Source organism: Nonomuraea angiospora (assembly GCF_014873145.1).
Lineage (GTDB): Bacteria > Actinomycetota > Actinomycetes > Streptosporangiales > Streptosporangiaceae > Nonomuraea > Nonomuraea angiospora.
This window is the reverse complement of the sequence record NZ_JADBEK010000001.1, coordinates 1,549,499-1,569,059: the sequence shown is the minus strand read 5'-3', so window position 1 is coordinate 1,569,059 and position 19,561 is coordinate 1,549,499. Positions and strand designations below refer to the sequence as shown.

Genomic DNA, 19,561 nt, shown 5'->3' with positions numbered 1-19,561 from the left:
AGGTGCGCAGATGTGACCGGTCACATTTCTTGATGCCTGAGTGTGACCGCTAACATTGCCGAGGAGAAGACCCTGTTACCAGGTTGTTACCGGCAAATATCCAGCAGGGGTCCAGCGGGGCTCAGGCTGTTTCCCGTTCGTACACGGCCTGCGCGGTGAGAATGTCGCCCGCATGGTCCCGGATCCAGTCGGACAGGGCCTGGAGCGGCTCGGTGATCCCCTCGCCGAGGGCGGTCAGGCCGTAGCTGACCTGCGGTGGCGTGGAAGGGGTGACGGTTCGGCGGACGAAGCCGTCGCGTACGAGAGTGCGCAGCGTCTGGGACAGCATCTTCTCGCTGATCCCCTCGATCTTGGTGCGTAGCTCGTGGAACCGGAGCGGGCCACCGCCGATGGCTGTCAGCACGAGCACCGCCCAGCGGCTGGTGACGTGGTCGAGCACCATGCGTGCCGGGCAGTCCCTGTGAAACGCGTCACTCATACGTCGTGCCACCCTTCGACGAGCAGAAAGCCGACGGCAAGGTATGGAGCTTACCCAAAGGTAGGTACTTTCTCCTGGAATGCTCAATACCTAGAGTCTGCCACCGAAGCCTTAGAGCGGAGGAGGTCTGACATGCGACGCATCGCACTCATCACCGGGGCAGGGCGCGGCATCGGTGCCGCGACGGCACACGAGCTGGGCCGTCGCGGCTTCCATGTGATCGTCAACTATCGCGCCGACACGTCGGCGGCCACCTCGGTGGTCAAGCAGATCCAGGCGGCCGGTGGCACGGCGCAGGCCGTACAGGCCGACGTCCGCGACCCGGGCCAGGTGGCCGAACTCGTCGAGGCCTGCGCGCGGGTGGACGCGCTCGTCTGCAACGCCAACATCCCCCCGCCGTTCGGCCCGCTGGCCCGGATGTCGTGGGAGGACTTCGCCGGCAAGGTCACCGGGGAGCTCGCCGGCGTCTTCCACATCACCCGGCGGGTGCTGGACCGCATGCGCGAGCAGGGCAACGGCCGGATCGTCTACGTCTCCAGCCTCAGCGCCGAGCTGGTACGCCCGGGTGCGATCGCGCATGCGACGGCGAAGGCGGCGCTCAACACCTTTGCCCAGCATGTCGCCGCGGAGGCCGGCGCCTGGGGAATCCCGGTGAACATCGTGGCGCCCGGCGCGGTCCGTACCGAGGCCAGCGCGGCGATGCGAACGCCCGAGACGGAGGCGGCGCTCGGGCACCGCTCGATCCTCGGCCGGATGCTCGATCCTCAGGACGTCGCCGCGGTGATCGGCTCCGTGCTTGACGGCGGCTTCGACGCCGTGACCGGCGCATGCATCCCGGTGGACGCGGGTTTCCGTGTCCTGTCCGGCTGACAGCCCCTCGCCCGTGCCGAGAAGCGAGGTCGCCGGCGGTCTCCAGGGGGTGGGAGGCGGGTCAGGCCGTCGGAGCTCCGGACACTCCGAGCAACGGTAGCCACACCTTGTCCACGATCTCGACGATCGACTCGTCCGGCGCCGCGCGCATCGTCGTGAGCAGGTCGTGGCGCAGCAGGTCGAACGGCAGGTTCACCACGCGGGACGGGCGTGGCACGTCGGGCAGTTCGCCGCGCTCGACCGCTTGGGCGACGATCGTCTCGAACGCGGTGGCCCGGCCCGGCGGGAGCAGGGTGTGGCGCAGCTCGCTGAAGCTGGTGCCGGCGTCGCGGAAGTAGCCGGCCAGCTGCACGCTTATGAACGTGATCGTGGGCGCGCGGTCGGCGTTGGCGTTGCGCAGGAAGCCGATCGCGTCGTCGCGGAGGCTGCCGGTGTCGGGCACCGCGATCGGCTGCCAGAACTTGGTGAGAGTGGCCAGCAGCAGGTCGTCGCGCTGCGGCCAGCGCCGGTAGAGCACGGGACGGCTCGTGCCGGCGCGGGCGGCGACCGCTTCGTAGGTGAAGCCGTGATATCCGTGCTCGACCAGCACGTCCCAGGCGGCGTCGAGGATCGCGTCCTCGAGTTCGGCGCCGCGGCGACGGGACGCGCCGCCGTCGGCGCGACGTCCCGCCGCGTGCTCACCCGCGACCTGCTCGTCCTTACGATCCACTTGCGTATCTTATCGCGGTGTCCTACGGTGTCCGCCGTTAGATACAGATGCGTATCCTAAGGAGGCGTCAGCGATGTTCGACGTCATCATCGTCGGCGGTGGACCCGCCGGCCTGTTCCTGGCCTGCGAGCTCCGCCTGGCGGGAGTGCGGCCCCTGGTGCTGGAACGGCGGCCGGAGCCGGATCTGGCGGACAAGGCACACGGCCTCGCGGGCCAGGTGGTGCGGTTGCTGGACAACCGCGGCCTCTTCGAACGTTGCGGGGGCCGGGGAGCACCCGCGCCTGCGCCCGGGTTCTTCTTCGGCGGCATGCCGTTACCGCTGCACGCGCTCGGCGACGAGAACCCGATGTATCTCCTGCCGGTCAACCAGCGCGATCTGGAACGGGTGCTCGGCGAGCGGGCGGCAGAACTCGGCGCGCAGGTCCGGCGAGGCTGGGACGTGCTGTCCTTCAGCCAGAACGAGGATCGGGTCGACGTCGTGGCCCGCGGCGCGGACGGGACCGAGACGACCTTCACGACCCGATACCTCGTCGGCTGCGACGGCGGCCACAGCCTGATCCGCAAGCAGGCGGGGATCGCCTTCCCCGGCACCAGTGACGACCACGTCGTCGACCGGACCGCCCTCATCGGGCCGAGCGACCGTTACCGTTTCGCGCCGGGGGGACGGGTCGTGATCGAGGGCCTCGGGGAGATCCCGGCGCACTTCCACCGTACCGATCGGGGCGTTTTCACCCTTCTCGCGCACGACCCGGAGCGGCCGCTGATCAACACGGCCGAATGGGAAGACCACCCGGCAGGCGATTTTCCGGGGCCAGGTGCGCCGATGACGCCGGCCGAGATGGAGGACAGCGTCGAACGGGTCCTCGGAGTCCGCCTGCCCCTGGCTCCGCCGCCCGAGGGCGCGCCCACCCTGCTGCGCCGCCAGTGCGGCCGCAACTCCCGGCTCGCCGACCGCTACCGCGACGGCCGGGTCTTCCTCGCCGGCGACGCCGCGCACGTCAGCCACGGTCCCACCCTGAATCTGGCGCTGCAGGACGCGGCCAACCTGGCCTGGAAACTCGCTGCCACGCTGCGGGGGTGGGCCCCGGATGGCCTGCTGGACAGCTATGGAACCGAGCGCCGGGCGAGCGCCGAACGCGTGCTCATGCACACGCGGGCCGCGAGCGCCCTGCTGGCGCCCGGAGGCGATGTCACCGCCCTGCGCCTGCTCTTCGCGGAGCTCCTCGGCCGCACCGAGAACCTGCGTCTGGTCGCCGCCCTGCTGGCGGGCGCCGATGTCCGCTACGACATGGGCGAGGAACATCCCGCCGCGCCCACGGGCTGGTTCGTGCCGTCCTTTGACCTGATCACCGACGACGGACACCCGCGGCGCCTGGCCGAGCTCCTGCGCGACGCCCGTCCCCTGCTTCTCGACCTCACCGGCGGGAACGACCTCGCCGTCACCGCGGAGCCCTGGAACGAGCACGTGCGCCGCGTGAGCGCGACCGCCGGCGACGCCCCGGCACCCGCACTGCTCATCCGGCCCGACGGCTACGTCGCCTGGGCGGGCGCGGACCCCGACGGCCTGAAGGCGGCCCTCACCCGCTGGTTGAGCCCGGGCTGAGGCCCCGCCGGCGGGGACGCCATGGTGCCTGGGCCCGGAGCGTCTACTCCCCGTCGGAGCCGGGGCGGTACGGGAACCGCGTCACCCAGCGCGGCAGGTCGCGTTCGACGTCGCTTCGCTGCTGGAGTCCCGCCTCGAACGGATGGCGGCTCAGCCTCGCCCGCCAGAGAATTCGACGTTGCCTTTTCCTTGCTGTTCGTAACGCCTGGCAAAATCAGGACAATCGAGGCGCGCCCGGGAAGTGGCCTCGATCACGCCGGACCTAAAATGCTGCCTGTAAGACCAACCGCGCGGGACGGGGAGGCGGTTGTTCCGATGGCGAAGCTCCTTTTCGTGATGACCGGGACGGCGTACTGGACGCTCAAGGACGGCACCAGGCACGCGACGGGTTACTGGGCCGAGGAGTTCGCGGCCCCGTACAAGGCGCTCACCGACGCCGGCCACCAGATCGTGGTCGCCACGCCCGGCGGAGTGGTCCCGACCGTCGACATGATGAGCCTGCGCCCCGACATGGCCGGGAGCGCCCAGATCGCCCTCGACCTGGAGGCGATCATCCGCTCCGCCGAGGAGATGCGGCGGCCGATCCGGCTGGCCGACGCCCGTTCGGAGGACTACGACGCGGTCTACTTTCCCGGCGGCCACGGCCCCATGGAAGACCTGTGCCTCGACGCGGACGCCGGCCGGCTGCTGACCGAGGCGCTGGCTTCCGGCAAGCCCCTGGCCGTCGTCTGCCACGCCCCGGCGGCGATGCTGGCGACCAGGATCCGCGGCGTGTCGCCGTTCGCCGGCTACCGGATCACCGCGTTCACCAACGAGGAGGAGAACGCGGTCGGCCTCGGCCCCAAGGCCCGCTGGCTGCTGGAGGACGAGCTCATCGACCTGGGCGTCGACTTCACCAAGGGCGAGGCGTGGAAGCCCTACACGGTGGTCGACCGCAACCTGTTCACCGGCCAGAACCCCGCCTCGGCGGCCGTCCTGGCCGACCGGCTGCTCAAGGTCCTGTCGTAGTCCGGGCGCCTTCCCCCGGACGCTCAGATGGGCAGCATCCGCATCAGCGTGTCGCGCGGCCGCGCCAGGCGACCGGCCCCGGCCAGGCGGGTCATCCAGCTGGAGGCGGTGACCATCCGCTGGGCGGCCGGGCGCCGCCGCGCGTCATAGGACAGCAGCGCCTGCGCCACGTCGCCGGGGTGCGTACGCAGGCAGGCGGCGAGCTCGACCGCGTCGAGCAGGGCCTGGCAGGCGCCCTGCCCCAGCGCGGGCGTCATCGCGTGGGCCGCGTCTCCTATCAGGGCCACGTTCCCCGTGACGTAGGACCCCAGCGGTGGCGCCAGGTCGTAGACCTCGTGCCGCAGCACGGCGTCCTCCTCGGCCGCCGCCAGCACGCGAGGGATGGGGTCGTGCCAGCCGGCGAAGCGGGCGCGCAGGTCGTCGAGGCTCTCGCGAACCCCTTCCGGGGTGCGTACGGGCGCGTACCAGTTGGTCACCCCCGGAGCCTGCGGCGTCATCCCGAACATCTGCCCGCGCCCCCAGGTCTCGCCGTAGTCCTGCGGCTCGAAACCCTGGATCACGCCGCGCCAGGCGACGATGCCCGCGTAGCGGGGGCGGGTCGCTGCGCCGAAGAACGCCCGGCGCACCGCGCTGCGTACCCCGTCGGCGCCGACCACCAGGTCATAGCCGGCGCGTAGCGCGGCGGGATCGGTGATCTCCACGCCCGTGCTGATCGTCGCCGGGTCCACCTGCCGCACCAGCATCTCGATCAGCGAGACCCGCGACAGCATGCGGACCGGCGCCCCTGCGCGCCGTTCGATGCGCTCCAACGGCAGGCCGGCCAGGCGCCTGCCGTCGGGGGTGCGGATCTGCGCGTGCCGGTAGGGGACGGTGCGCTCGCGCAGTTGTTCGCCCAGCCCCAGGCCGGCCAGGGCGGCCTGGGCGTCCGGGCGCAGGCCCGGCGCCGTGCCTTCGGCGACGACCCGGGGCCATCGCTCGAAGATCGAGACCTCCCAGCCGATCGCGCGCAGCGCGATCGCGGTCGTCAGCCCGCCGACTCCGGCGCCGACCACGACAGCTCTTCTCATCTTCATCACCACAGATGTGGTACCACATCTGTGGTGATGACACAAAGGCGGGAGGATGGGGGCCATGGTGGAGAACAGGGACCGCCGCGACCGGTTGCGCGACGCGGCTATCGAGGTGCTGGCGGGGGAGGGCGGCAGGGGCCTGACCCACCGCGCGCTGGACCGTGCCGCCGAGCTGCCGGAAGGCACGGCGAAGAACTACTTCCCGACCCGCGACAGCCTTCTCCGGGCCGCCGCCGAGCGGTGCGTCGAGCGCTACTGGAGCGAGCTGCGGCAGGCCGAGGTCGAGACCGTCGACCAGTTGCTCGGGTTGCTGCGCCTGATGATCGAGCGGGCGATGACGGTCAACCGGTCCCGGGTCCTGGCCTACGTCGAACTGCACGCCGAGGCCGCCAGGAACCCCGAGGTGCAGCAGACCCTGGCCCGGCTCACCCGGGCCGACCTCGACCTGCACCTGGCCGCCCAGCGGGCCGCCGGCCTCCCGGCCACCCGTGAGAGCGCCGCCATGGTGACCCTGGCCGTCAACAGCGCCTTGACCTACCTGCTCACCCAGCCGCCCGACGTGCTCGCCTCCTACGGGCTCGACGACCTCGATCGATTCCTGAGCCGTCTCCTCGCCTCCGCCTACCCGGACCACCGAAGCTGACCGGCGTCCTCGGGCACGCCGGTCGCCGTGAGTAGGGTGCTGCGGTGAGCACACCCCGAGCCTCCTGGCGCAACACCACCCATGACTGGGCGGCCGACGTCGACCTCGGCCACCTTGCCCACATCCGGGCGAACCCGGCCGAGTTCGCCCCCGGCGGCGTCCGGCACCTGATCCTCGAGGTCCTCGCCTACCCGGCCGACGAGGCGGCGAGCACCGGCGCCGGCCGCTGCGCCGTCACCCTCCACGCCGACGGCTCGGTGTCCGTGGCCGACGAGGGGCGAGGCACCGACACCCGCTTCGACGAGCGGGGGCGGCCGGTGAAGAAGCCCGTCATGGCGTCCAAGGACCTGCGCTTCTTCGACCACCCCGGCGCGGAGGTGCTCGCCGACGGGCATCCGCGCCGCGGCATGTCCGTCGTCGCCGCGCTCAGCGCGTGGCTCGTCCACACCAACCGCCGCCTGAACGGGTCCTGGACCCAGCGGTACGAGCACGGCGTGCCCGTCACCGGCCTGGAGCCCGTCGCCGGCGACGGCACCACGGGCACGACCGTGCGCTTCCTGCCCGGCGCGCACCTGTCCCCGCTCGCCGACGACCTGCGGCGCTTCGCGGGCGCCTGGCCTGGTCTGGCCGTGGTCGTCGACGATCGCCGCGGCGGCTGACCGATCGGGCTCTTCACGGGCTCGTCGTCAGCGCCGGGTTCGTTTCGACCACCCCGTCCAGTGCCTGATCGATGCGCTCCATGAGCTCGGCGTCGAGCCGGACCCCGGCCGCTGCGACGTTCTCCCGCACCTGCTCGGGCCGCGACGCCCCGATGATCGCCGAAGCCACGGTGGGGCGCCGCAACACCCAGGCCAGCGCGAGCTGACCCAGGGTCAGCCCGGCCTCATCGGCCAGGGGACGCAGCCGCTGCACCCGTACCAGCACGTCCTCGCGCAGGAAGGGCTGGATGAAACTGCCCGCGCCGCTCACGTCGGCGCCGCGCGACCCGGCGGGCGCCGGCTGCCCCGGGCGATACTTGCCCGTCAGTACGCCCTGCGCGAGAGGGGACCAGGCGAGCTGACCGAGCCCCTCCCTTTCGCACGCCGGCACGACCTCGGCCTCGATCACCCGCCACAACGCGCTGTACTGCGCCTCGTTGGAGACCAGCGGCACGCGCAGCTCCCGGGCGAGCGCGGCGCAGCTCGTGATCTGCTCGGCCGTCCATTCGGAGACGCCGACATAGAGCACATGGCCCTGCCTGACCAGATCGGCGAACGCCACCATGGTCTCCTCCAGCGGCACCGTCCGGTCAAAACGATGCGCCTGGTACACGTCGAGGTAGTCGGTGCCCAGCCGCCGCAGCGACGCGCGTGCCGACTCCATGACGTGCTTGCGGCCGAGCCCTTTGTCATTGGGTCCGCCCGGCCCGGTGGGCCAGAACACCTTCGTGGATATCTCCAGGCTTTCCCGCCGCTGTCCTTTCAGGGCGCGGCCGAGCACCGACTCGGCCGCGGTGTTCGCGTACGCGTCCGCGGTGATGAATGTCGTGATGCCCGCGTCGAGCGCCGCCGTGACGCACGCTCGCGCGCGTTCTTCCTGGTCCGGGGCATCGTACGCGAGCCAGTGGCCATAGGAGATCGCGCTTACGGACAGGCCGCTGCGGCCGAGACGACGAAATTCCATGCGTTTAAGGTAGCGCTTCACTTTGACCATCAAGGACTTTGTCGGATCGATTTGACAAATTAATTCAAGGTGCTCTCAGGGTAAATTCGGAGAGCAGTTGAAGATGAATTTGTCAAATGTCGAGCGGGTCGCCGAGGAGGCCGGGCAGCGAGCCTGGCCAATGCCCAGAGCCGCCGGCTCGTCCGCCGCGGCCGCACCGGTACTCCAGGGATGAAGGCGGACGCACGAGATCAGCGTCGGCGATCTGCCCGTCGGTCAGGCCCTCGCCGCTGTCGAGATCGCGGTTCTCCTGGATCGCGGACAGCAGGTTTGCGGCTCGAGGGGGAGGCGGGCCCTGCGCTCCCGAAGACGGTGATGGCGATCTTCTGAACGAGGAGCAGCTCCCAGATTCCCCACTGCCGCCTCGGCTGGACCGCGATGATCGCCCGCAGGCCGGCTGGTATCGGGCTTCACCTCACCCATGGCCTGACGGCAGCACGCACCACGGGCCTGATCGACGCACTGGCGGTGACCGCCGTCGCCACCTTGAATACCTGGAAGATCCTGACCATGCTGCGCTGCTGCCCACGCCGCGCCACCGCGATCGTCAGGCCGTTCTCGTCCTGTGCTACCCGAATCGTCGGCGGTTCCGTCCCGCCCGACGATTGACAACCGGTGCGGTGATGGTCACGGGGATCCCTGAGGGGGCCTGGGCGCCCGTGATACGTCTCAGTTCGGCCTCGCCCGGACGGACCTGGCTGGTCTGCGGGACGATACCGGCGTCGGCCATCAGGCGGGTCATGTCACGGCGCTGGTTGGGCAGGACGAGGGTGACGACGCTGCCGGATTCGCCGGCGCGGGCGGTGCGGCCGCCGCGGTGCAGGTAGTCCTTGTGGTCGCTTGGCGGGTCGACGTTGACGACGAGGTCGAGGTTGTCGACGTGGATGCCGCGGGCCGCGACGTTGGTCGCCACCAGCACCGTGACGTGGCCGGTCTTGAACTGGGCGAGGGTGCGGGTGCGCTGGGGCTGGGACTTGCCCCCGTGTAGCGCGGCGGCGCGTACGCCGCTGTTCAGCAGGTTTTCGGTGAGCCGATCCACGGCGTGCTTGGTGTCCAGGAACATGATCACCCTGCCGTCGCGAGCGGCGATCTCCAACGTGGTGGCCTGCTTGTCGGCGCTCTGGATGTGCAGCACGTGGTGCTCCATCGTGGTGACCGCGCCCGCCGAGGGGTCAACCGAATGGACCACCGGGTCGGTCAGGTAGCGGCGTACCAGCAGGTCGACATTGCGGTCCAGAGTGGCGGAGAACAGCATCCGCTGGCCCGCGGGGCGCACCTGGTCGAGCAGGTGGGTGATCTGCGGCATGAAGCCCATATCGGCCATCTGGTCGGCCTCGTCCAGCACGGTGATGCCGACCTGATCCAGGCGGCAGTCGCCGCGCTCGATGAGATCCCTGAGCCGTCCCGGGGTCGCAACGACGACCTCGGCACCAGCGCGCAGCGCACTGGCCTGCCGGCCGATCGACACGCCGCCGACGACGGTGGCCAGCCGCAGCTTCAGTGACCGGGCGTACGGGGCGAGCGCGTCGGTGACCTGTTGGGCCAGCTCCCGAGTGGGAACGAGGATCAGGGCCAGCGGCTGCCGCGATTCGGCACGCTGTCCGGAGGTGCGGACGAGCAAGGCCAGGCCGAAGGCGAGTGTCTTGCCTGACCCGGTGCGCCCACGCCCAAGGACATCCCGGCCGGCCAGGGAGTTCGGCAGCGTGGCGGCCTGGATCGGGAATGGTTCATTCATACCCAGGCTGGTGAGCGTCTTCATCAGCGCGCGCGGCATGTTCAGTTCAGCGAATGTCGTGGCTGCGGGCAGGGCCGGGGTGACGGTGACCGGCAGTGCGAACTCCCCCTGGATCGCGGCGGGACGCCGCCCGTGACCACCGGAACGCCTGGGGGTGCCTGAACGGCCCAGAGCCGGTGACCCGAATCGGTCACCCCTGCTGGGGTTGGCAGAGCCGCCCCTGCGGGTGGCGGAGTCGCGGTCGTGCTTGCGAGTTGCATGGTTCATGCAGAACCTTCCTCGATGCGGCACGTGTCAAGTGATTCTCGGCGCGATGAGCGGCACAAGAATGGCGGGCACGAGCCGAAGAAAGACGAGCCGAGCCGGCGGAAAACAGCCTGGCCTCGTGTGTCGAAATGGTCGCCATTCGCCGAAAAGAACGGCGGCTGCGCTGCGGGTCAGAGGGCTGGAGCGGACCCATGCCCGAACCGGAGCCATTGGTGTGGACCATCCGGTGTGCGGCGGAAGAACAGACATGCTGTCCTTCGCGGTCTGTGAGGCCGTCACGGCGCATTGGGTACCGCAAGAGAAACGCGGCGGGGCCCACACCCTATGGCGCGGGCCCCAGCTGCGTGGTGCGTCAGTGTCAGGCGGAAACGATGTTCTCGGCCTGAGGGCCCTTCTGGCCCTGGGTGACATCGAAGGCTACCTTCTGGCCCTCGTGCAGCTCGCGGTAGCCGCCGTTGGCGACGATGTTGGAGTAGTGCGCGAAGACGTCGGCGCCGCCGCCGTCCTGCTCGATGAAGCCGAAGCCCTTTTCCGCGTTGAACCACTTCACGGTGCCAGAAGCCATGTTGATCTCCTTTGATAGGTGCAAAGCCGAAATCCGCATCGGACGGATTCCGCGTCGCCGTAATTGGCCCACACCCGGAGAAGACCGGCAAACAAAAAATGCACCTGAGGCTACATACCGTCAGGTGCACACAAGTTTTTATGGGTACCACAACTGCAACTGGATCCAATCTAGCACACGTGCAGCCGTGCTGCGCACACCCCGCCGCCGTCGGCACCATCCGCACGCCGTTCGAACGCCACCGGCTGCGGCCGCTGCTGTCCGGCCACCAGCGATCGGTCAACCGCGCTCACCCTCGCCCACGGCGAGCGCCGTTTCCACCTTGAAGACCTGGAAGGTCCTGGCCCAACTGCGCTGTTGCCCGCACCGCACCACCCCGATCGTCCAGGCCGTCCTCGTCCTGCGGCTCAACGAAGACGGCCGCTGTCCAGAATGAAAAGGGCTGTGTGCCACGAACACGGAGGCTGCCTATAGGCAGGGTTCTTGATGTGATGCTGTGAGCCCCACGCGATCGACCCGATGGTGCGGGGCTGGATGCAGTACTACGGGGCGTTCTACCGCTCCGTGCTGCATCCTCTCCTGCAACGCATCAACGTCTACCTGATGCGGTGGATCCGCAAGAAATACCGCCGGCTACGCGGGTTCAAGAAAGCCAAGACATGCTGGGAAGGGAATCACCACCCACTACCCCCAGCTGTTCGCGCATTGGCGCTGGACCTGTGGTTTCTGGGGACCAGGGGTGACAAGAGCCGGGTGACGGGAGACCGTCACGCCCGGATCCGTGGGAGCCGGGAGGTGAAATCCCTCCCGGCGACCCGACCCGTGGTCACCATGCGAGCCTCCTTCGAGGCGGTGTGGGGACGCCCGCCTTTCCCGCTCGTCGCGTCCTCCCGCCTCCGTAGAAGTTGCGTACGTTCGGGGGCTCCACCGGCGTGTCGCCGGTCGTCACCCTTCGCGGCGCCCGGAGGTGCGGCGCGTTCCGCGAGGCTTCCGCCGCTCGACCGGTTCCTACGCCAGTTGCTGGCGCGGGGAGAGGCAGGCCGTGGCTGCTGATGCGCTCGGCGAGCACGTACGCGATGGCCGTTGAGCGCAGGCGAGAGGTGTCCGGGCGGGTCGGCCCTCCTCCGGTACGTCCTCGAGTTGCCGCCGATGGCCGGCGCGGTCCTGTGGCACGGGCTGGTGGACGGAGTCTCCCCCCGTGTAGCGGGTGCTATTTCCCGTGTGGCGCCTGCCTGTCGAGACGTTCTCGATGTTCGAGATCATCGGATGAGAGGAAAGCATGACGATTCTCGTGACCGGCGCCACCGGCACGGTCGGCCGCCAGGTCGTGGCGCAGCTCGTCGCGCGTGCCGAGCGGGTCCGGGCTCTGACCAGGAACCCGGCGGCGGCACGGCTGCCCGAGTCCGTGGAGGTGGCCTACGGTGATCTGACCGCGCCGCAGTCCCTGGGCCCCGCGCTGGAAGGCGTGACCGGGCTGCACCTGATCACCGTCGCCGGAGACGACCAGGCGGCGCTCCAGACCGGGCCCGAGCTCGTCGAGCTGGCCGCGAAGGCGGGCGTGACCCGCGTCAGCGTGCTGAGCAGTTGGGACGAGTGCTCGGTCGAGGAGGCGCTGCGGGCCGGGGACCTCGGCTGGACGCAGTTGCGCTGCGTGGAGTTCATGACCAACGCGCTGGAGTGGGCCGAATCGATCCGCGAGGAGGGTGTGGTCCGGGTCTTCGGCAACCATCCGGGAGCCGTGGTGCACGAGGCCGACATCGCCGCCGTCGCCGTGGCGGCGCTGGTCGAGGAGGGGCACGCCGGGCGGTCGTACCTGCTCACCGGGCCGGAGGCGCTGACGCCGGAGCGGCGGGCCCGCGTGATCGGCGAGGCCGTCGGGCGGGAGATCCGGTTCGAGGAGCTGAGCGAGGAACAGTATCGGGCGTCGATGGAGGCGTGGGGGGCGGGGGAGGAGCTGATCGAGTTCGCGGTCGGGCTGGGTGCCAACCCGCCGGACGCGGCCTCGGTCGTGCTGCCGACCGTGGAGCAGGTGACCGGCCGTCCTGGGCGGACGTTCGCCCAGTGGGCCGCCGAGCACGCCGCCGCCTTCCGCCCTTAGCCCATTACCAGGAGAAATATCATGACAATTCGCCCTTTTAGTATTGAAGTCCCCCAGCGGGACCTGGACGACCTCCGCACCCGCCTGGCCATGACCCGCTGGCAGGACCAGCTCCCCGGCACCGGATGGGAGCGCGGCGTCCCCCTCGACTACCTCAAGAACCTGGCCGAATACTGGCGCACCGGCTACGACTGGCGCGCCCACGAGGCCAGACTCAACGAGATCCCCCAGTTCACCACCACGATCGACGGGCAGGACATCCACTTCGCCCACCTCCGCTCCGACAACCCGTCCGCCCTGCCGCTCATGCTCCTGCACGGCTGGCCGGGCACGTTCGTGATGTTCCTGGACGTCATAGAGCCCCTCTCACGAGACTTCCACCTGGTCATCCCCTCCCTGCCGGGCTTCGGCTTCTCCACCCCGCTGTCCGGCCCCGGCTGGGATCCCGCCCGCACCGCCAGGGCGTTCACGCAGCTGATGGCGCTGCTCGGCTACGACAGGTACGGGGTGCAGGGCGGGGACAGCGGCTCCTTCATCGCGCCGGAAATGGGCAGACACGCCCCCGACCACGTCATCGGCGTCCATCTCAATGCCGCCATCACCTTTCCCATCGGCCAGGAGGGGGAGATGGACGGGCTGACGGAGGAGGAGCGGCGGCGCTGGGACACGATGCAGAACTTCAACGACGGCTACCTCCAGACTCAGTCGAAGCGGCCACAGACGGTCTCGTACGGGCTGCACGACTCGCCGGTGGGGCAGCTGGCGTGGATCATGGAGAAGTTCAAGGAGCTGACGGACCCGGTGGAGGGGCTGCCTGAGGACTCGATCGACCGCGACCTCATGCTGACCAACGTCACCATCTACTGGCTGACCGGCACGGCGGGGTCGTCGGCGCAGTTCTATTACGAGAGCATGGGCGCGACCGACTGGAGCGAAGCCGGCGCCGACGACTGGACCGCCCTGGCGAGTGGCGGGTCCGTCTCTAGTGGCGCTTCCGACGGGGGCGACGCTCCCGATGCGGGTGCTGCCGGTGGGTGGGGTGGCGCGTCCGGCCCGAGCGCGTTGGATTCGGGTGCGTCCGGTTCGGGTGCGTCCGGTTCGGGTGGTGGCGGTGACTGGGGCGGTGCGGCCGTTTCGAGGGCGTCCGACTTGGGTGGTGGCTCCGATCTGGGTGCCGCCGGTGAGCGGGGTGCCGCGTCGGGCTCCATCGCATCGGATTCGGGTGCGTCCGGTGCGGGTGGTGGCGGTGTCTGGGGCGGTGCGGCCGTTTCGGGGGTGTCCGACTCGGGCGGTGGCGGTGTCTGGGGCGGTGCGGCCGCTTTGGGGGCGTCCGACTCGGGTACTGCGGGGGACTGGGCTGCGGCAGCGCGGGGCACCGTGCCGACGGGCGTGCTCGTGTCGAAGCCCTGCGACGTCACCATCCGCCCCTGGGCTGAACGCGACCACAACATCGTGCACTGGGCCGAGTACGACAAGGGCGGTCATTTCTTCGCCACCGAGCAGCCTGGCCTCTTCACCGAGGACGTCACCACGTTCTTCGCGAAGCTCCGCTGACTCCGCCCGGCCAAGCGGCGGGCGTGCGGCACGGTGATCGGTGCCTTTGACGGCCGGTGGTTACGGTGGCCAGCGCACTTCGGGGCTGGGGTGATACCGGCAGGTGGCGCCGGTGGAGACCGAGGATCTCAGGTGCGCGGCCAGTTCCGGGTGGCGTTGGTCGAGCTGGCGCAGTGTGTTGCGGATCCGGTTGGTGACCGCCTTGCGGGCGCGTTCGGCCTCGTCGCCGAGCCGGCGCGGGCGGCCGCCCAGCCCGGCGGCCGTGCGCAGTTCGTTCAGCAGCGCCGTGCGCTCGGCGTCGAGCTCGGCCGCCCGGCGGTCGTCGCCCAGTTCCGTGGCTCGGTCGATCTCGTCGTCGAGCAGTTCGAGCCGTCTCCGGTAGCGGGTCCTGGCCTTCTCATCCAGTACGTCGTCGCCGCCCATGCTCCTGGCAGCGAGCACGACCTCGCCGCCGGCCGGGTTCAGCAGCTCGACCGCCGAGACGTCGCTTCCAGGGCGGTCGAGCAGGACGCGCAGGTCGGCCAGGCCCTTGGAGTCGGGCAGGTGCACGGTGCGGCCGGCGAAGGTCAGGGTCCAGACCCCGCCGTCGAGGCGGAAGGCGTTGGCTGCGGCGCGCGGCAGGCGTACCAGCATGCCCAGGCCGGCGGCGTCCCGCTCGACCTGTGCGATCAGTGTGGAGGCGTCGTCGCCGCGCGCCTGGAGCGCCTCGGCCAGGCGGGCGCGGGACTCGATCGACCAGGGCCGGGCGCCCAGCAGGTCGGCCGCGTGACAGGCGGCGGTGAACCCGGCGACGGCCTCGTCCCAGCGTCCCTGGGCGGCGTCGAGCACCGCCACCCAGTGCGCGAACGGCCCCTCGACGGCGACCGTGGCCGTCACACCCCATTGGCCGACGTACGGGATGATCGCGGCCCGTGCGCGCTCGCAGAGCACCGGGTCCTTGGACAGGGCGGCCGCCTGCGCCTGGAGCCTCAGCCACAGCGGTGCCATCCACCGCAGGTACTGCTCGCCCCCCGTCACGACCGCCGCCAGATGGCGCGCCGCGCCCTCGTCGCCGCGCTGCACCGCCGTCGCGGCGCGGTAGAGCGGGAAGTGATGGCTGCCCGCGAGCTCCATCTCCGCCAGAACGCCGTCGGCCACGTCGAAGCGACCCCTGAGCGTCGCGGCCGACCACCGCTGCATCCAGCGCAGGTCGCGTCGGCCGATGCCTGGTTGCTCGCCCCGCTCGTAGGCGGCGTCGATGTGCGTCGCCGCCTCGTCGAAGCGTCCGGCGAGCGTGGCGAACATGGCCCTGAGGACCGTGGCCTCATGCTGGAACAGCGCCAGCTCGGCACCTTCGGCGCGCGTGGCGAACGCCTGCAGCTCGGGCAGGCACCGGGGATCCCCCATCTCCAGCAGCGCCCCGACGCGCCAGGACCGCGCGGCCAGCTCCAGCCGTTGATCCCGGTTTCGCCGCGCCACGGCCGACAGCTCGTCGGTGACGGCCAGCCGCTCGGCCGCGCTGCCCGGTCCCCAAATGGCCCCTAGCCTGGCCAGCAGGCTGAAGCCGAGTGTCTCGTCGTCCGCCCCCTGCCTGGCCAGCTCCGCCGCGACCGCGCTCAACTCCCGGGCCGCGACATCCAACCGCCCCCGGCCGTAGGCAGCGGTGTGGGGCGTGGTGTCGCCGCCGAGCAAGGCGTCACCCTCGCGCTGGTGGTCGTCCTCACGTGGGTGCTCGGCCTCGCGCTGGTGGTCGTCCTCACGTGGGTGGTCGACCTCATGCGGATGGTCGGCTTGGCACTGGTGGTCGGCCTCGCGCCGGGGGTCGTCTTCACGAGGGTGGTCGTCTTCGCGCCGGTGGTCGGCCTTGCGCAGGTAGTTGGCCTCACGTGGGTGGTCGATCAGGTGCAGGGCGTTGCGGTCGTGCAGGACATTGAGGTCCTGTGCGGTGCCGTGCTGACCTGTGGTGTCGTCCGTCTCGTGGGAGAGGCCGGTGGTCGTGTGCGTGACGTCGCCGCGCCTGTTGCCGGGGATATCGCGCGGGCCCGTGGTGTTGCGCTCGCCCGTGGTGTCGCCGTGCTGGCGTCTCGTGGCGTTGCCCTCGTGGGTGGGGTGGACCTGGCGGGTAGTTCCACTTTCACGTGCGGTGTCGGCCGTCTCGTGGGAGACGCGGGTGGACGTGTACGCGGTGTCGTTGGGCCGGTGTGTCGTTGGGGTGTGGTTGGGTGGCGGGCCCACTGCGATCGCTGGGCTGGGTCTGCGATGGTTTGGCGCGCTCTGAGCCCCGGGCCGCCTGGATGGGGGTTCGCCCTGTACGGGCCCGGTGGTCTCGCGGGCGGGCGTGTTGGCAGTGGGGGTGGACGGGGGGACCAGGCGGTGGTGGGTCTCGTGGACGAAGTCCGTCCAGCGGCCCTGGCCGGTGTGGCCGAGGTCGTGCAGCTTCAGGGCGGTCAGGGCCAGCAGGTCGGGGTCGTCGAGGCGGCGGGTGATGGCGACGGCGGCCTCCAGTGTGCGGGCGCCGGCGGCGGTGTCGCCCATCCGGTACTGCGCCACGCCGAGGTCCAGGCCGATCGTGGCGCGTTTGCGAGCCTCCCGCGCGGGGGCCAGCTCCAGGGCGCGCCGGTAGTGGCCGACTGCTTCCTCGTCCGCCATCCGTGCCTCGGCGTCCCTGGCCGCCGCGAGGAGGAGGGCGGGGGCGTCGGGTGCGGCGGCGAGGTACGCGTGGTGGGCGCGGATCGCGGCCGGTGCCGGGTCGAGGGCGCGGAGGGCGGCCGCGTGCCTGGCGCGGACTTCGTGCTCGTTCAGCTCGGCGTAGAGGGTCTCGCGTACAAGGTCGTGGACGAAGGCATGGCGGCCGGAGCCCAGAGAGGTGATGAGCTTGGCTGACACGGCCTGGTCGAGGGCCCGCCGCACTGAGGCTTCGGTCGCCACGAGCGTCGGTCCGGCCGGAGAGGCGACGCCGTGAACGGATGAAGAACGGGATCCTCGGTAGGGCAGGGGGCCGTCAGGCGGAGAGTCGCCGGGTGAAGGGCTGTCGGGTGAAGGGTCATCGGGGAGGGGCCCGTCAGATGAGGGGCTGCCAAGCGAGGGCCCGTGGGGTGGGGAGTCGTTGGGCGCAGGCTCGCGAGGCGGCGGGTCATTGGGTGATGAGCCGTCGGGTGCAGGCCCGTCAGGTGGTGGGGGCCCGTCAAGCGAGGGCACGTCGTCGGATGAGGGCTCGTCAGGCGTCTGCTCGTCAGGTGCGGGTTCGTCGCGCGGAGGGTCGTCAGGCGCGGGTTCGTCGCGCGAAGGCTCGTCGGGTGAGAGGTCGCCAGGCGCGGCCCCGTCGGATGTGGAGCCGTCGAGAAAGGTGCCGTCGGACGAGGGCCCGTTGGGAGAGGCGCCCTGGGATGAGATGCGGTGGGACGTGATGCCGGGGGATGAGATGCCGTCAAAAGGGATGCCGTTGGGTGGGGAGGCGGCGAGAGGGGAGTCGTGGGGTGGGGCAGTGAGCGCGGTGTGGAGGGTGGGTTCGGTGAAGTCGCGGCCCAGGACCGCCGCCATGCGCAGCACCTCGAGCACCCCCTCCGGCAGCCGCGACAACCGGCGGCGCACGGCCGCCCCCACCCCCGGCGGGATCGTCGCCAGAGGGGTCCCGCCCTGCCACAGGCGGGCGGTCTGCTCCACGAAGAACGGGTTGCCGCCCGTGCGCCGGTGGATCTCCGTCACCAGCTCCTCTCCGGGGTCCGCGCCCGTGGTGTGGGCCACCAGCCGGCCCACCTCCTCCCGGTCCAGCCCCGTCAGCGTCAGGACGGTGGCCTTGGCCTCCAGGGGCAGGCTCAGCGGCCCGTCGACCTCGGCGTCACGATAGGTGCCGATCACCAGCAGCCGCTCGAACCAGGCATGGCGCACCACGAACTCCAGCAGCCGCAGCGAGGCCGCGTCCGCCCAGTGGAGGTCTTCGAGCACGACCACCACCGGCCGCTCGCGGGAGGCGTCCACCAGCAGGCCGGTCACCGCGTCGTACAGCTCGAACCCGTCGGAGCGGGCCAGGCTCCGCAGCGTCGCGCCGGGGGTGAGGCGGCGGATCACCTGGACCCAGGGCCAGTAGCCCGGCGCGCCCTCGCCCTCCCAGCAGGCGCCGGCGAGCAGCCGGGCGCCCCCGCGCACGGCCTCCTCCGCCGCGCCCGCCACCAGGGCGCTCTTGCCGATGCCCGCCTCGCCGGTGACGAGCACCAGCGCGCCGTGACCGGCGAGCGTGCGCTCGACCTCGCCGAGGAGCAGGGCCGCGGGTCGCTCCCTCCCGATGAGCATCGCCATGCGGGCACCCTACGCGGCCGGGCCGACAATTCCGGGGGCCGGGAGAGATGAAAGTTTCAGCCCGAATCCGCAGGTCGGCGGCGACGCCCCCGTCCGCGGTTTGACGTGGGCCCGTGCCCGTGCGATCAAAGCAGGCGCAGCTCCAGTCCCGTTGGGAAAGCGCTTACCGAGAAGGAGGGCGACCTTGACATTCCGATCCCGTTCCACCGTGGTGGCCACAGCGATGGCCGCCGGGCTCCTGACCGCCGTCACCGCGGCGACGCCCGCGCAGGCCGCCCCGACCGACGGCAGCGGCCCCTGGCCCTCGGACACCGGCAGCGTGCACCTCACCTCGACCCGCAACGCCGGCACGTTCTTCGACGGAGGCATGAAGCGCTACTACGGCATCGGCGACGGCGGCCAGGGCGAGAGCCAGGACCCGATGTTCGTCGTGGCCAACGGCGGCACCATCCAGAACGTCATCATCGACGCCCCGGCCGGCGACGGCATCCACTGCGAGGGCTCCTGCACCATCCGCAACGTGTGGTGGAACGACGTGGGCGAGGACGCCGCGACGTTCAAGTCGTCCAGCTCCTCGGCGACCTACCTGGTGGACGGCGGAGGCGCCAAGTCCGCCTCCGACAAGGTGTTCCAGCACAACGGCGCCGGCACGCTGACCATCAGGAACTTCCAGGTGCACGGCTCGGGCAAGCTCTACCGCGCCTGCGGCAACTGCTCCACCTCCTACCGGCGCAACGTGGTCATGGACGGCGTCACCGTCCGCACCACCAAGGTCCTGGCCGGGATCAACACGAACTGGGGCGACACGGCCAGGTTCAGCCGGATCACCGTGTACGGCAGCGCCACCATCTGCGAGAAGTACCGGGGCGTCCCCAAGGGCCAGGAGCCGGTGAAGATCGGATCCGGGGCCGACGGCGTCAACTGCATCTACTCTTCGTCCGACATCACCTACCGCTGAACCCTCGAATGTTAGCGCTACCACCAC

17 protein-coding genes and 1 pseudogene are annotated in these 19,561 nt (G+C 70.7%); 11 read left to right on the top strand and 7 right to left on the bottom strand.

Annotated features, from left to right (window positions below; genetic code table 11):
* Nucleotides 1-121: 121 nt before the first annotated feature.
* Nucleotides 122-478, bottom strand: coding sequence for a winged helix-turn-helix transcriptional regulator (locus H4W80_RS07175; protein ID WP_192784338.1), 357 nt, complete (start codon nucleotides 476-478; stop codon nucleotides 122-124).
* 132 nt (nucleotides 479-610) lie between these two features.
* Between H4W80_RS07175 and H4W80_RS07170 the strand changes: the two genes are divergently transcribed.
* Nucleotides 611-1,348 carry an SDR family oxidoreductase gene (locus H4W80_RS07170; RefSeq protein ID WP_192784337.1) on the top strand — a complete coding sequence of 246 codons (738 nt, stop codon included), beginning with the start codon at nucleotides 611-613 and terminating at the stop codon, nucleotides 1,346-1,348.
* A 61-nt stretch (nucleotides 1,349-1,409) separates the two neighbouring features.
* Here the strand turns inward: H4W80_RS07170 and H4W80_RS63430 are convergent, their stop codons facing one another.
* Nucleotides 1,410-2,057, bottom strand: a complete 648-nt coding sequence (locus H4W80_RS63430) for a TetR/AcrR family transcriptional regulator (RefSeq protein WP_192784336.1) — start codon at nucleotides 2,055-2,057, stop codon at nucleotides 1,410-1,412.
* A 73-nt stretch (nucleotides 2,058-2,130) separates the two neighbouring features.
* Here H4W80_RS63430 and H4W80_RS07160 point away from each other — a divergent pair, with 73 nt between their 5' ends.
* Complete coding sequence (locus H4W80_RS07160; RefSeq protein ID WP_192784335.1) at nucleotides 2,131-3,660, top strand: FAD-dependent monooxygenase; 1,530 nt, start codon at nucleotides 2,131-2,133, stop codon at nucleotides 3,658-3,660.
* A gap of 315 nt (nucleotides 3,661-3,975) precedes the next feature.
* Complete coding sequence (locus H4W80_RS07155; protein ID WP_192784334.1) at nucleotides 3,976-4,668, top strand: type 1 glutamine amidotransferase domain-containing protein; 693 nt, start codon at nucleotides 3,976-3,978, stop codon at nucleotides 4,666-4,668.
* Between the two features lie 23 nt (nucleotides 4,669-4,691).
* Here H4W80_RS07155 and H4W80_RS07150 read toward each other — a convergent pair whose 3' ends face one another.
* Nucleotides 4,692-5,735 carry an FAD-dependent monooxygenase gene (locus tag H4W80_RS07150; RefSeq protein WP_192784333.1) on the bottom strand — a complete coding sequence of 348 codons (1,044 nt, stop codon included), beginning with the start codon at nucleotides 5,733-5,735 and terminating at the stop codon, nucleotides 4,692-4,694.
* Nucleotides 5,736-5,799: 64 nt separating this feature from the next.
* Between H4W80_RS07150 and H4W80_RS07145 the strand changes: the two genes are divergently transcribed.
* Nucleotides 5,800-6,381 (top strand): TetR/AcrR family transcriptional regulator, encoded by a 582-nt coding sequence (locus H4W80_RS07145; protein ID WP_192784332.1) that lies wholly within the window; start codon nucleotides 5,800-5,802, stop codon nucleotides 6,379-6,381.
* 44 nt (nucleotides 6,382-6,425) lie between these two features.
* A complete protein-coding gene (locus tag H4W80_RS07140; protein WP_192784331.1) occupies nucleotides 6,426-7,040 on the top strand; it encodes an ATP-binding protein in 615 nt (204 codons plus the stop codon).
* 13 nt (nucleotides 7,041-7,053) lie between these two features.
* On the opposite strand, the gene H4W80_RS07135 is transcribed toward H4W80_RS07140, so the two are convergent.
* Nucleotides 7,054-8,043 (bottom strand): aldo/keto reductase family protein, encoded by a 990-nt coding sequence (locus H4W80_RS07135; protein WP_192793331.1) that lies wholly within the window; start codon nucleotides 8,041-8,043, stop codon nucleotides 7,054-7,056.
* Nucleotides 8,044-8,460: 417 nt separating this feature from the next.
* Here H4W80_RS07135 and H4W80_RS07130 point away from each other — a divergent pair, with 417 nt between their 5' ends.
* On the top strand, nucleotides 8,461-8,691 hold the full coding sequence (locus H4W80_RS07130; protein WP_192794436.1) for a hypothetical protein: 231 nt from the start codon (nucleotides 8,461-8,463) through the stop codon (nucleotides 8,689-8,691).
* Here H4W80_RS07130 and H4W80_RS07125 read toward each other — a convergent pair.
* Complete coding sequence (locus tag H4W80_RS07125; protein ID WP_192784330.1) at nucleotides 8,651-10,084, bottom strand: DEAD/DEAH box helicase; 1,434 nt, start codon at nucleotides 10,082-10,084, stop codon at nucleotides 8,651-8,653. The genes H4W80_RS07130 and H4W80_RS07125 overlap by 41 nt on opposite strands.
* A gap of 358 nt (nucleotides 10,085-10,442) precedes the next feature.
* Nucleotides 10,443-10,649, bottom strand: a complete 207-nt coding sequence (locus tag H4W80_RS07120) for a cold-shock protein (RefSeq protein ID WP_192784329.1) — start codon at nucleotides 10,647-10,649, stop codon at nucleotides 10,443-10,445.
* Nucleotides 10,650-10,861: 212 nt separating this feature from the next.
* Between H4W80_RS07120 and H4W80_RS60360 the strand changes: the two are divergent.
* The 4 genes and pseudogenes from H4W80_RS60360 to H4W80_RS63425 all read left to right on the top strand — a co-directional run.
* Nucleotides 10,862-11,085: pseudogene (locus H4W80_RS60360) on the top strand (IS5/IS1182 family transposase); the annotation flags it as partial.
* 83 nt (nucleotides 11,086-11,168) lie between these two features.
* Nucleotides 11,169-11,702, top strand: a complete 534-nt coding sequence (locus H4W80_RS64420; protein WP_225963300.1) for a group II intron maturase-specific domain-containing protein — start codon at nucleotides 11,169-11,171, stop codon at nucleotides 11,700-11,702.
* Nucleotides 11,703-11,928: 226 nt separating this feature from the next.
* Nucleotides 11,929-12,747, top strand: coding sequence for an NAD(P)H-binding protein (locus tag H4W80_RS07110; RefSeq protein WP_192784328.1), 819 nt, complete (start codon nucleotides 11,929-11,931; stop codon nucleotides 12,745-12,747).
* Nucleotides 12,748-12,768: 21 nt separating this feature from the next.
* Entirely contained in the window at nucleotides 12,769-14,301 is a 1,533-nt protein-coding gene (locus H4W80_RS63425) for an epoxide hydrolase family protein (RefSeq protein ID WP_318786738.1), read from the top strand.
* A gap of 60 nt (nucleotides 14,302-14,361) precedes the next feature.
* Here H4W80_RS63425 and H4W80_RS60350 read toward each other — a convergent pair whose 3' ends face one another.
* A complete protein-coding gene (locus H4W80_RS60350) occupies nucleotides 14,362-18,576 on the bottom strand; it encodes an AAA family ATPase (protein WP_225963299.1) in 4,215 nt (1,404 codons plus the stop codon).
* A gap of 184 nt (nucleotides 18,577-18,760) precedes the next feature.
* Here H4W80_RS60350 and H4W80_RS07095 point away from each other — a divergent pair, with 184 nt between their 5' ends.
* Nucleotides 18,761-19,534: a pectate lyase gene (locus H4W80_RS07095; RefSeq protein ID WP_225963298.1), complete on the top strand. Its 774-nt coding sequence runs from the start codon at nucleotides 18,761-18,763 to the stop codon at nucleotides 19,532-19,534.
* Nucleotides 19,535-19,561: the final 27 nt, after the last annotated feature.